General features: G+C 68.6%; 10 protein-coding genes. 7 read left to right on the top strand and 3 right to left on the bottom strand.

Features of this window, described 5'->3' with window-relative positions; all coding sequences use genetic code 11:
• Window positions 1-36: 36 nt before the first annotated feature.
• From ACZ69M_RS19925 to ACZ69M_RS19915, 3 genes are all read left to right on the top strand, one after another.
• Window positions 37-738 (top strand): HAD family hydrolase, encoded by a 702-nt coding sequence (locus ACZ69M_RS19925; RefSeq protein WP_470051422.1) that lies wholly within the window; start codon window positions 37-39, stop codon window positions 736-738.
• A gap of 445 nt (window positions 739-1,183) precedes the next feature.
• Window positions 1,184-2,791, top strand: a complete 1,608-nt coding sequence (locus ACZ69M_RS19920; protein WP_470051420.1) for an ABC transporter substrate-binding protein — start codon at window positions 1,184-1,186, stop codon at window positions 2,789-2,791.
• Between the two features lie 105 nt (window positions 2,792-2,896).
• Window positions 2,897-4,480 (top strand): ABC transporter substrate-binding protein, encoded by a 1,584-nt coding sequence (locus ACZ69M_RS19915; protein WP_470051418.1) that lies wholly within the window; start codon window positions 2,897-2,899, stop codon window positions 4,478-4,480.
• 94 nt (window positions 4,481-4,574) lie between these two features.
• Here ACZ69M_RS19915 and ACZ69M_RS19910 read toward each other — a convergent pair whose 3' ends face one another.
• On the bottom strand, window positions 4,575-5,249 hold the full coding sequence (locus ACZ69M_RS19910) for a response regulator (RefSeq protein WP_075027695.1): 675 nt from the start codon (window positions 5,247-5,249) through the stop codon (window positions 4,575-4,577).
• 125 nt (window positions 5,250-5,374) lie between these two features.
• A complete protein-coding gene (locus tag ACZ69M_RS19905) occupies window positions 5,375-6,337 on the bottom strand; it encodes a RecB family exonuclease (protein WP_470051416.1) in 963 nt (320 codons plus the stop codon).
• A gap of 187 nt (window positions 6,338-6,524) precedes the next feature.
• Between ACZ69M_RS19905 and ACZ69M_RS19900 the strand changes: the two genes are divergently transcribed.
• From ACZ69M_RS19900 to ACZ69M_RS19890, 3 genes are all read left to right on the top strand, one after another.
• Complete coding sequence (locus ACZ69M_RS19900) at window positions 6,525-8,156, top strand: site-2 protease family protein (RefSeq protein ID WP_470051414.1); 1,632 nt, start codon at window positions 6,525-6,527, stop codon at window positions 8,154-8,156.
• Window positions 8,157-8,207: 51 nt separating this feature from the next.
• Window positions 8,208-9,110, top strand: coding sequence for a tRNA (adenine-N1)-methyltransferase (locus tag ACZ69M_RS19895; protein ID WP_054231160.1), 903 nt, complete (start codon window positions 8,208-8,210; stop codon window positions 9,108-9,110).
• A 266-nt stretch (window positions 9,111-9,376) separates the two neighbouring features.
• Entirely contained in the window at window positions 9,377-9,955 is a 579-nt protein-coding gene (locus ACZ69M_RS19890) for a hypothetical protein (RefSeq protein ID WP_470051412.1), read from the top strand.
• A gap of 48 nt (window positions 9,956-10,003) precedes the next feature.
• On the opposite strand, the gene ACZ69M_RS19885 is transcribed toward ACZ69M_RS19890, so the two are convergent.
• On the bottom strand, window positions 10,004-10,309 hold the full coding sequence (locus tag ACZ69M_RS19885) for a ferredoxin (RefSeq protein ID WP_470051410.1): 306 nt from the start codon (window positions 10,307-10,309) through the stop codon (window positions 10,004-10,006).
• 253 nt (window positions 10,310-10,562) lie between these two features.
• On the opposite strand from ACZ69M_RS19885, the gene arc reads away from it, so the two are divergent.
• Entirely contained in the window at window positions 10,563-12,329 is a 1,767-nt protein-coding gene (gene arc / locus ACZ69M_RS19880; protein ID WP_099923559.1) for a proteasome ATPase, read from the top strand.
• The last annotated feature ends 6 nt before the right edge of the window (window positions 12,330-12,335 follow it).

Genomic DNA, 12,335 nt, shown 5'->3' with positions numbered 1-12,335 from the left:
AACCGGCCTTCTCGTCCCTCAAGGAGGTGCGCCAGGATGACCACTACGGTTCCCGCGCTCGGTACCCGTACGGCCGAAGGCTCAGCGCTGCAGGCCGTGCTCCTGGACATGGACGGCACCCTGGTGGACACCGAGGGGTTCTGGTGGGACGTCGAGGTCGAGATCTTCCGGACGCTCGGGCACACCCTCGACGACTCCTGGCGTCATGTGGTGGTCGGCGGACCCATGACCCGCAGCGCGGGTTTCCTGATCGAGGCCACGGGGGCCGACATCACGCTCGGCGAGCTCACGGTGCTGCTCAACGACGGTTTCGAGGACCGTATCGACCGGGCGCTGCCGCTGATGCCGGGGGCGGCCAGACTCCTCGCGGAGCTCGCCGCGCACGAGATCCCCACCGCCCTGGTCTCCGCCTCGCACCGGCGCATCATCGACCGTGTTCTGGCCTCCCTGGGCCCCCAGTACTTCGCGTTGACCGTCGCGGGCGACGAGGTGGAGCGGACCAAGCCCTTCCCCGACCCGTATCTGCTGGCGGCGTCCGGACTCGGCGCCGAACCGGCCCGGTGCGCCGTCGTCGAGGACACCGCCACGGGCGTCGCCGCCGCGGAGGCCGCGGGCTGCCATGTGGTCGCCGTCCCCTCCGTCGCACCGATCGCCCCCGCCGCCCGGCGCACGGTCGTGACCTCCCTGGAAGAGGTCGACCTGCCCTTTCTCCGTGGGCTGATGACGGAAATGCGCTAGGCGTTCACCCAGCGTGCGTAACTGAATGTGCCGATAACCCCTGCGTATCCGCAGGTAAGGGCCCCGGACCTGCCGCGGGAAATTGATTCCGGGGCCGGATGGCCGAATTCCGGTACTCTCCCATCGAGTTGACGGTGTGAGGTTCGTCACCTTACGGGGGGTCGACATTCGGCCTGTCCTGTGCCGTAACCCCCCTTTCGGGGGTGGTCGGCGTGCCCTTGTGTCCCGATTGGTGGAACGCTGCACGAATCCTTCCGCTGTCGGGTTATCGGTGCGTCCGCGCCCGGTTTCGCAGCGTGATGGGAACTCAACTCCGGTCTCTGCGGGCCGTCCTGGTGGTGCGGACTAATGTCATCGCGAGAACCTCGCCATAACCCCGGTGACTCGCCCGCACCACCCCTGCATGGCGGGTACACGGACACGACAGCTCTGGAGAAACTCGAGCATGAACCGCAAGACTTTGGTGCTGCCGGCCGTTGTCGGCTTGCTCGCCCCGGTGCTCGCCGCGTGTGGCGGTTCCGACAGCGGGGGAAGCGGCGGCGACGCGATCGTCGTGGGCACCACGGACCGGTTCACCGCATCGAAGGATGCCCCGGCTCCTCTCGACCCGGCGTACGCGTACGACGTCGGCACCTGGAACATCCTGCGCCAGACCGTGCAGACGTTGATGGTCCAGCCCCGCGGTGACGGCGACCCCCAGCCCGAGGCTGCCGAGAGCTGCGGTTTCACCGACTCCGGCAACGAGCGCTACGCCTGCACGCTGCGCGACGGACTGAAGTTCGCGAACGGTGACCCGATCACCGCCAAGGACGTGAAGTTCTCGATCGACCGCGCGATGTCGCTCAAGGCCGACAGCGGTGTGTTCGCGCTGCTGTCCACCGTCGACACCGTGGAGACGCAGGGCGACCGCCAGGTGATCTTCCACCTGAAGACCGCGGACGCCACCTTCCCGTTCAAGCTGTCGACCCCGGTCGCCGGCATCGTGAACCCGAAGGACTACGAGAAGGGCAAGCTGCGCGACGGCTTCTCCGTCGACGGCTCCGGCCCGTACACCCTCCAGGCCGACGTCAAGAACGACGAGGCCGTCAAGATCACCTTCACCAAGAACCCGAACTACAAGGGTCTGTTGAAGCCGAAGAACGACAAGGCCGAGATCCGCTCCTTCGAGAGCGCCGACGCCATGAGCGCCGCGCTCGACAAGGGCGACATCGACCTCATGACCCGCGCGATGACGCCGGAGCAGATCAACAAGCTCGGCGCCGCCGGTGCGACCGGCAAGGTCAACCTGGTCGAGATGCCCGGCCTCGAGATCCGCTACCTCGGCTTCAACACCGACGACCCGTCGGTGAAGAACAAGGCCGTCCGCCAGGCCATGGCCGAGGTGATCAACCGCGGCGAGCTCGTCTCCAAGGTGTACGGCTCCCAGGCCGAGCCGCTGTTCTCGATGGTCCCGGCCACCATCACGGGTCACTCCAACTCGTTCTTCAACAAGTACGGCGACCCGAGCGTCTCCAAGGCCACCACGACGCTGAACAAGGCCGGCATCACCACTCCGGTGAAGCTCACGCTGCACTACACGACCGACCACTACGGCTCGGCCACCGGCAAGGAGTTCGAGGTGCTGAAGCAGCAGCTCAACTCCAGCGGCCTGTTCAGTGTGGAGATCAAGGGCGAGCCCTGGACGACGTTCCGCCCGGCCGAGAAGAAGAACGAGTACCAGGTCTACGGCATGGGATGGTTCCCCGACTTCCCGGACGCCGACAACTACCTGGCGCCGTTCCTCGACAAGGACAACACCCTCGGCTCCCCGTACGTGAACTCCACGATCCGCGGCACGCTGATCCCGGAGTCGCGCCGCGAGGCCGACCGTCTCACCGCGTCGAAGAGCCTCACGGACATCCAGGACAAGGTGGCCGACGACGTACCGCTCCTGCCGCTGTGGCAGGGCAAGCAGTACATCGCCGCGCGGGACGACATCACGGGCACCGAGTGGGCGCTCAACTCGTCCTCCACGCTTCAGCTGTGGGAGCTCGGCCGCGGTGTGGGCGGCTGACCGGTCCTTCTCAGGGCGCCGGGCCCATGGGCCCGGCGCCCGACCGCACGACCCGGCGCCCGCTCCATGCGGCGTTCCAGAGAAAAAATGACAAGGCACCTCCTCGTGAACATGCGTAACCAGTGGCCAGTCCTGTCCGTCGCGACGGGGCTGGCCGCCGGTCTGCTCGCCGGCTGCGGCTCGCAGACGAGCGACACCGGCAGCACCGGCTCCGCCCTGGTGATGGGGATGTCCGACGACGTCCTGGCCACCGACCCGGCTTCCGGCTATGACCCGGGATCCTGGCTGTTGTTCAACAACGTCTTCCAGTCGTTGCTGAGCTTCCCCAACGGCGGTACGGAGCCGGAGCCCGAGGCGGCCAGGGAGTGCGCGTTCTCGGATGCCACGACCAAGGTCTACAAGTGCACGCTCCAGGACGGCCTGAAGTTCAGCAACGGTGACGCCCTCACCTCCGAGGACGTCAAGTTCTCCTTCGACCGCATTCTGAAGATCGACGACGCCTCCGGCCCGGCCGTCATGTTCCCCATGCTCGACACGGTCCAGACCCCGGACGCGAAGACCGTCGTCTTCAGGCTGAAGTACGCCGACGCCACCTTCCCCAGCAAGATCGCCTCCGGCGCCGGCTCGATCGTGGACCACCGGCAGTACGCGGACAACGGGCTGCGCAGGGACAACCAGGCAGTCGGCTCGGGCCCGTACAAGCTGGACTCCTTCGGCAAGGACCAGGCCGTCTTCTCGGTCAACGACAGCTACAAGGGCACCGCCAAGGTGAAGAACTCCGGCATCACGCTGAAGTTCTTCCACGGCGACCAGACCGCCCTGAAGAAGGCGCTTCTGAACCACCAGGTCGACATCGCCTATCGAGGTCTCGCCGCCGACGACATCGCGGACATCAGCAACGACACCTCCACCGGCAGGGGCGTCAACGTCGTCGAGGGCACCAGTGCCGAGGTCCAGCACATGGTCTTCAACATGGACGACCCGGTCGCAGGCAAGCTCGGTGTGCGCAAGGCCATCGCCTATCTGCTCGACCGCGAGGCCCTGGTCAACAAGGTCTACGAGGACACCGCGACGCCGCTGTACTCGATCGTCCCGGCCGGTGTCACCGGCCACACCACGGCCTTCTTCGACCGCTACGGCGCCCGCCCCTCGAGGACGAAGGCCGCCGCCGCGCTCCGGGCCGAGGGCATCACCGGCAAGGTCAGGCTCACGCTCTGGTCGACCCCCTCGCGCTACGGCCCCGCCACCGACCAGGAGTTCAGGGCGATCGCCCAGCAGCTCAACGCCAGCGGGCTGTTCGACGCGACCGTGAAGTCCGTCGCGTACGACCAGTACGAGAAGGACATCGCCAAGGGCAAGTACGGCGTGTACGTGAAGGGCTGGGTGCCCGACTACCCGGACCCCGACAACTTCACGGCCCCCTTCTTCGGCAAGGGCAACGTGCTGAACAACCACTACACGAACAGCACGATCACCGGGCGGCTCATCCCGAAGACGGCCGCCCAGAGCGACCGCTCCTCGACGGAGACCGAGTACGGCAAGATCCAGGGCCTCGTGGCCGAGGACCTCCCGGTCCTCCCGATCTGGCAGGCCAAGCAGTACGCGATCGTGCGGGACAACGTCTACGGCCTCGAGAACTGCCTCGACGCCTCGACGGTGTTCCGCTTCTGGGAGATCAGCAAGGACTGACTCCACCACCGCCGGTACCGACACCGAGGGCGCCCTCTTCGTGGAAGGGGGCGCCCTCGGTCGTGCTCCTGGGGGAGTGGACGGCGTCCGGGGATTACTGCTGTGCGCCCGGGCGCACCAACCCGCTCTCGTACGCGTACACCGCGGCCTGCACCCGGTCGCGCAGCCCCAACTTGGTGAGCACGTGGCCCACATGCGTCTTGACGGTGGTCTCGCTGACGAACAGGTCGGCGGCGATCTCCGCGTTCGACAGGCCGCGCGCCACCAGCTTCAGCACCTCGACCTCCCGCTCGGTCAGGGTGTGCAGCGTGTCGGGCACCGGCTCGTCGCCCGACGGCAGATGACCCGCGTACTTGTCGAGAAGGCGACGGGTGATGCTCGGCGCGAGCATCGCCTCGCCCGCGGCGACCACGCGGATCGCCTGCACCAGCTCGTTGGCCGGCGCGTCCTTGAGGAGGAAGCCGCTGGCCCCGGCGCGCAGCGCCTCCACCACATATTCGTCGAGGTCGAAGGTCGTCAGGACGAGCACCTTGGCCGGCCCGTCCCGCCCCGGCCCGGTGATCTGCCGGGTCGCCTCCACCCCGTCCATCCTCGGCATTCGGATGTCCATCAGAACCACATCGGGCTGCAGCGCACGTACCTGATCCAGTGCCTGCAGACCGTCACCGGCCTCGCCGACGACCGCGATGTCCTGCTCCGCCTCCAGAATCATCCGGAAGCCGGTACGCAGCAGCGGCTGGTCGTCGACCAGTAGGACGCGGATGGCCACGCAAGTCTCCTTGGGTCTGTCCGGCGGACCAGGCCGGAGGTGAGCAACAACGCCGGACGGGCCCTAGGACCTGTCGTTTGGATCAGGCCCCGTCGCCAGAAACGACCTGATCCAAACGACAGGCCCTAGTCCCGCCCCATTCTGCCCTGCTCGGTGACGCCGGAATCCGGCGCCCTGACCGGCAGCGGATAGGGCGGGGGAGTACCGCCGAATTCCGGACAAACCGCTTGGTGGTCGCACCATCCGCAGAGCTTGGTGGGCCTCGGTCGCCAGTCGCCCGTCTCGGTGGCCTGCTGGATCGCCTCCCACAAGGCGAGCAGTTTGCGCTCGACCCGCTCCAGGTCCTCGACCATCGGGTCGTACGTCACCACGTCGCCGCTGCCGAGGTAGACGAGCTGGAGCCGGCGCGGGACCACCTGCTTCAGCCGCCACACCACCAGGGCGTAGAACTTCATCTGGAACAGCGCACCCTCGGCGTACTCCGGCCGCGGCGCCTTGCCCGTCTTGTAGTCGACGATCCGGACCTCGCCCGTCGGGGCCACGTCGACGCGGTCGATGATGCCGCGCAGCTTCAGCCCGGAGTCGAGTCGGGCCTCGACGGACAGCTCACGCTCGGCGGGCTCCAGCCGCGTCGGGTCCTCGAGACTGAACCAGCGCTCCACCAACTGCTCGGCCTCGCCGAGCCAGCGCGTCAACCGCTCGCCCTCGGGATCGTCGGCGAACAGCTCCACGACCTCCGGCCGGGTCTCGCGCAGCCGGTCCCACTGCCCCGGAATGAGTGACTTGGCGCGCGGAGCCGTGCGCTCCGCCGCCGGGGCGTCGAAAAGACGCTCCAGCACCGCGTGGACCAGCGTGCCGCGGGTGGCCGCCTCGCTCGGCTTCTCGGGGAGTCTGTCGATCACCCGGAACCGGTAGAGCAACGGGCACTGCATGAAGTCGCCCGCCCGTGAGGGCGACAGCGAGCTCGGAGGCAGGGCCGGGCGGGCCGCGGGAACCGCCGACGCGTCCGTCGCTTCGGCCACGGCGGCTTCGGCCGTGACGGCTTCGGTCGGCTCGGGCGGCACGGCGCCCCCGGTGCTGGTTTCCATGTCCACAGACCTTACGGCCCGCCACTGACAGTGAGTACACAGTCGGGGCTCGTGCGTGCTTGTGCGACGGAGCGGAAAACAGAGGGGGTGCCGGGGCGAAACGCGTCGCGACGGACGCATACCATCGACCCAGACCCTCCTGCTTCGCATGATCGGGAGCGGGAGACGCTTCGAACGAGGGGACATCGTGGACGAGAGCGGCGGGAGCGGGCAGCCGCGGTCCGGCACCGACGAAGCGACCGAGCGCCACGGGGAGCAACGGGCGTCCTCGGCCCCGGCCGCGGATGCCACGCGCCCCGGACCGGAGCGCCCCGAGCACCCCACCGGGCCGACACCGCCCACAGCCCCGGACAGCTCCGAGGCCGCCCCGTCCCCCGGCCGACCCGACGACCTCACCGACTCCGCCCACGCGGCCGCGACGCACAGCGACCCTTCGAGCGGGGCCGAGGACGGGGCCGAGGTGCCCGACGCCTCCTCGGACCAGGTCGAGGCACCCGCCGGTTCCGGTTCCTCGGATACGGCCGGGTCGTCCGCCCAGGACGCGCCCCACGGCTCGTCCGCCGGAGCCCACCCGCACCCCGAGCCCGAACACCCCCGAACCCTCGCCCACTCCGGAACCGGCACTGGCACCGGCACCGGCAAGCCGCAGCCCCCGCGACGCGGCCGGGAGCCCGGCGGCGGGCTCCTGATGGGGCGGCCGTTCGGCGTGCCCGTGTACGTGGCGCCCAGCTGGTTCCTCGTGGCCGCGCTGATCACCTGGGTGTTCGGCGGCCAGCTCGACCGCGTGCTGCCCGAACTCGGCGCCCTGCGCTACCTCGTGTCCCTCTTCTTCGCGGTCGCCTTCTACGCCTCCGTCCTCGTCCACGAGCTGGCCCACACGGTCGCCGCCCTGCGCTTCAAACTGCCGGTGCGCCGGATCCAGCTGCAGTTCTTCGGCGGCGTCTCGGAGATCGAGAAGGAGGCCGAGACCCCGGGCCGTGAGTTCGTGCTGTCCTTCGTCGGCCCCCTGCTCTCCCTCGTCCTGTCGGGCCTCTTCTACCTCGCCATGCTGGCCGTCGAGCCCGGCACGGTCCCCGGCGTGCTGCTGGCCGGCCTGATGATCTCCAACCTCATCGTGGCCGCCTTCAACCTGCTCCCCGGCCTGCCCCTGGACGGCGGCCGCATGCTCCGTGCCGTCGTCTGGAAGATCACCGGCAAGCCGATGAGCGGCACGATCGCCGCCGCCTGGGTCGGCCGCGCCCTCGCCGTCTCCGTACTGATCGGGCTGCCCCTGCTCACCCAGTCCGGAGCGCTCGGCGCCACCCAGGACAACATCGGCGGCATGGACACGGTCACCGACGCCCTGCTCGCCGCGATCCTCGCCGCGATCATCTGGACCGGCGCCGGCAACAGCCTCCGCATGGCCCGGCTGCGCGAACACCTGCCCGAGCTGCGCGCCCGCTCACTCACCCGGCGCGCGGTCCCGGTCGAGACCAGCACCCCGCTCTCGGAGGCGCTGCGCCGTGCCAACGAAGCCGGCGCCCGCGCCCTGGTCGTCGTCGACGCCGACGGCGAACCGCTCTCCCTCGTCCGCGAGGCCGCCATCGTCGGCGTACCGGAGCACCGCCGCCCCTGGGTCGCCGTCAGCGGCCTCGCCCAGGACCTCACCGACGGCATGCGCGTCTCCGCGGAGCTCGCCGGCGAGGCCCTCCTGGACACCCTCCGTGCCACCCCGGCGACCGAATACCTGGTGGTGGAGGATTCGGGCGAGATCTACGGAGTCCTCTCGGCGGCAGACGTCGAGCGAGCCTTCGTCAAGGCCATGGCCCGCCCGTCCTGAGCGCGGCCGAACGTGGTCGGCGCCCCGCGCGGGGACCGGTAGGCTGGTCACATGTCCGAACCGACCGGTGCCGCCCGCAGGCGCGGGCCCTTCAAGGTCGGGGACCAGGTTCAGCTGACCGACCCCAAGGGCCGCCACTACACGTTCACGCTCGAGGCCGGGAAGAACTTCCACACCCACAAGGGTTCCTTCCCCCACGACGAGCTGATCGGCGCTCCCGAGGGCAGCGTTGTCCGCACCACGGGGAACGTCGCCTATCTCGCGCTGCGCCCCCTGCTCCCCGACTACGTCCTGTCCATGCCCCGCGGCGCCGCCGTGGTCTACCCCAAGGACGCGGGGCAGATCCTGGCCTTCGCCGACATCTTCCCCGGCGCGCGCGTCGTGGAAGCGGGCGTGGGCTCCGGCTCGCTCAGCAGCTTCCTGCTGCGCGCCATCGGCGACCAGGGCATGCTCCACTCCTACGAGCGCCGCGAGGACTTCGCGGAGATCGCCCAGCAGAACGTGGAGCGCTACTTCGGCGGCCCGCACCCCGCCTGGCAGCTCACCGTGGGCGACCTCCAGGACAACCTGTCCGACACCGACGTAGACCGCGTCATCCTCGACATGCTCGCCCCCTGGGAGTGCCTGGAGGCCGTCTCCAAGGCGCTGGTCCCCGGCGGCATCCTGTGCTGCTACGTGGCCACCACCACCCAGCTCGCGCGGACCGTCGAGTCCATCCGCGAGATCGGTTCCTTCAACGAGCCGACCGCGTGGGAGTCGATGATCCGCAACTGGCACGTGGAGGGCCTGGCGGTCCGTCCGGACCACCGGATGATCGGCCACACCGGCTTCCTGCTCACCGCCCGCCGCCTCGCGGACGGCGTCGAGCCGCCCATGCGCCGCCGCCGCCCCGCCAAGGGTGCCTACGGCGAGGACTACTCCGGCCCGAACGCCGACGGCGGCTCAGGCCGCTGACCCGACCGGCGCCCACGCCGTCGACGTACTCAACGCACCACACCTGTGGCCGAGTTCCCGGAAGCACTCCGGAGCTCGGCCTCGGTGCGTTCCCGCGCGGGGGCCGCGGAAGCGGTGGGCAACTCCGCCGCAAGCCCTTTCCGTTGACGTGCCGCGTTGACACGCCGCCAGAAGTCCGGACCCTGCCGTTCCACCCCACTGTGACGTGTGGCACCATGCTGGCCACCCCACCCCCACCGTCACGGCCCTCCCAGGAGACGCTCCTAGTGCAGCAATCCGTCGTCCCGGAACTGGCACACACCCACACCCGGCCCATCCACTGGCTCGCCACGGCCACCGCCCTGGCGGGAGTCGTCGCCCTTTCCTCGGTCCTGCAGCCCGGCTCCGCCACGGCGGCCCAGCCCCGGCCCGGGGCCAAGTCCGCCCCGGCCGCGACAGCGCCCCCGGACCCCGCGGGCGTCACGTTCCCGGTCGAGTGCGGGCCCGTCAAAGTCCTCGTGCAGAAGAAGGCGTCCGGAGACCTCGACGGCGACGGCAGTCCGGAGACGGTGGCCGTGGTCCGCTGCGACGCGGGCATCGGCACCCCGCCCAACGGCGTCTACGTCATCACCCAGGGCGGGTCGGGAGCCAAGAAGCCCCGCGTCGTGGCCACCCTGGTCGACCCGAAGGACCGCCTCAACGTCACCGACTTCGCGGTGCGTGACGGCGCCGTCACGGCGACCCTGCTCGGCTACTCCTCTGCCGACGTGCCGAGTTGCTGCCCTGACGTGAAGGAGCAGGCCAAGTGGCAGTGGAAGAACGGCACGTTCATCCGCTCGACACCCTCCGGGGCGCAGAGCGCATGAGAAGAATGTGAGAAAAGAGACATATCGTGACGCGGAGTGGTCTTCAGGTCACTCCGCGTCGGGGCCGTAGACCTCGACCCTGTCCGAAACTCGACGTACGTGGATGCAGTCGCCCGGGCACTCCTTCGCGGAGTCGGCGACATCCCGCAGAAGCGTCAGCGGTACGGGCGTTGTGGCGCCCGGGGCCTGCAGGAGCTCGTCCTCGGCGCTCTTCACATAGGCCAGGCCGTCGATGTCCAGCTCGAAGACCTCCGGCGCGTACTGGGCGCAGATGCCGTCTCCGGTACAGAGATCCTGGTCGATCCAGACCTCGAGAGCCTCGCTGTCGCCTGCGGCCTCCTGCTGCACGGTCATTTCTCCTGCCGTTTCCTGCGTCGAGCGATCCGCAGACTGGGGAATCGGGCCAGCTCTGACGGGTGTTGAACACGTCGACCCTACCTCCGCCCGCTTCCCGACCGTGTTCGGTGGGTATTCCCCTGGCGTGAGGGAGAGCGCAAGGGTGAAGATCGGACACACCTCGACAGTCTTTGTGATCTAGGGGTTTCAATCGACACCCACCCAGGTAGGGTCTGGAAGCGTCCAGCTCCCCTTGGAGGAGGTGAGGACCGTGGCAGCCCACGACGACGACATGAACCGCGGCATCCGCCCGGGACGAGGGTCCGATGACCCTGCCGGGCAGGTTGCCTACCTTGAGCAGGAGATCGCCGTCCTGCGACGCAAGCTCGCCGACTCTCCGCGGCACACGAGGATTCTCGAAGAGCGGATCGTCGAGCTGCAGACCAACCTGGCCGGCGTGTCCGCACAGAACGAGCGGCTCGCCAACACGCTCCGTGAGGCCCGCGACCAGATCGTGGCCCTCAAGGAAGAGGTCGACCGGCTGGCGCAGCCGCCGGCAGGCTTCGGTGTCTTCCTCGTGGCGAACGAGGACGGCACGGCGGACATCTTCACCGGGGGCCGCAAGCTCCGGGTGAACGTCAGCCCCAGCGTGGAGCTCGAAGAGCTCAGGCGCGGCCAGGAAGTGATGCTCAACGAAGCTCTCAACGTGGTCGAGGCCATGGAGTACGAGAGCGTCGGCGACATCGTCACCCTCAAGGAGATCCTCGAGGACGGCGAACGCGCCCTCGTGGTGGGGCACACCGACGAGGAACGGGTGGTACGGCTCGCCGAGCCGCTGCTGGACGTCACCATCCGTCCCGGAGACGCCCTGCTTCTCGAACCCCGTTCCGGCTATGTCTACGAAGTTGTCCCCAAGAGCGAGGTCGAGGAGCTCGTCCTCGAAGAGGTCCCGGACATCGGCTACGAGCAGATCGGCGGCCTGGGAAACCAGATCGAACTGATCCGCGACGCGGTCGAGCTCCCCTACCTCTACCCCGACCTCTTCAAGGAGCACGAACTGCGGCCGCCCAAGGGTGTGCTGCTGTACGGGCCTCCCGGATGCGGTAAGACGCTCATCGCCAAGGCGGTCGCCAACTCGCTGGCCAAAAAGGTCGCCGAGGTCACCGGTCAGGCCACCGGAAAGAGCTTCTTCCTCAACATCAAGGGCCCCGAGCTCCTGAACAAGTACGTCGGCGAGACCGAGCGGCAGATCCGCCTCGTCTTCCAGCGTGCTCGTGAGAAGGCCAGCGAGGGCACCCCCGTCATCGTCTTCTTCGACGAGATGGAATCCCTCTTCCGCACCCGTGGATCGGGCGTCAGCTCGGACGTGGAGAACACCATCGTCCCCCAGCTGCTCGCCGAGATCGACGGCGTGGAAGGCCTGGAGAACGTGGTCGTGATCGGCGCCTCGAACCGCGAGGACATGATCGACCCCGCGATCCTGCGCCCCGGACGACTCGACGTGAAGATCAAGATCGAGCGCCCGGACGCCGAGGCCGCCAAGGACATCTTCGCCAAGTACCTCACACAACGCCTCCCGCTGCACTCCGACGACCTCGGAGAGCACGGCGGGGACCGGGCGGCCACCGTCCACGGCATGATCCAGACCGCTGTGGAACAGATGTACGCCGAGTCCGAGGAAAACCGCTTCCTCGAGGTCACCTACGCCAACGGCGACAAGGAAGTCCTGTACTTCAAGGACTTCAACTCGGGCGCCATGATCGAGAACATCGTCGGCCGCGCCAAGAAGGCAGCCATCAAGGCCTTCCTCGAGCAGAACCAGAAGGGCCTTCGGGTCTCCCACCTCCTCCAGGCGTGCGTGGACGAGTTCAAGGAGAACGAGGACCTGCCGAACACCACCAACCCGGACGACTGGGCCCGAATCTCCGGAAAGAAGGGCGAACGGATCGTTTACATCCGTACGCTCGTCACCGGAAAGCAGGGCGCGGACACCGGACGCTCCATCGACACGGTGGCGAACACCGGGCAGTACCTGTAAAAGACA

Source organism: Streptomyces sp. NPDC107454, assembly GCF_055582885.1.
This window is presented reverse-complemented; position numbering and strand designations above follow the sequence as displayed.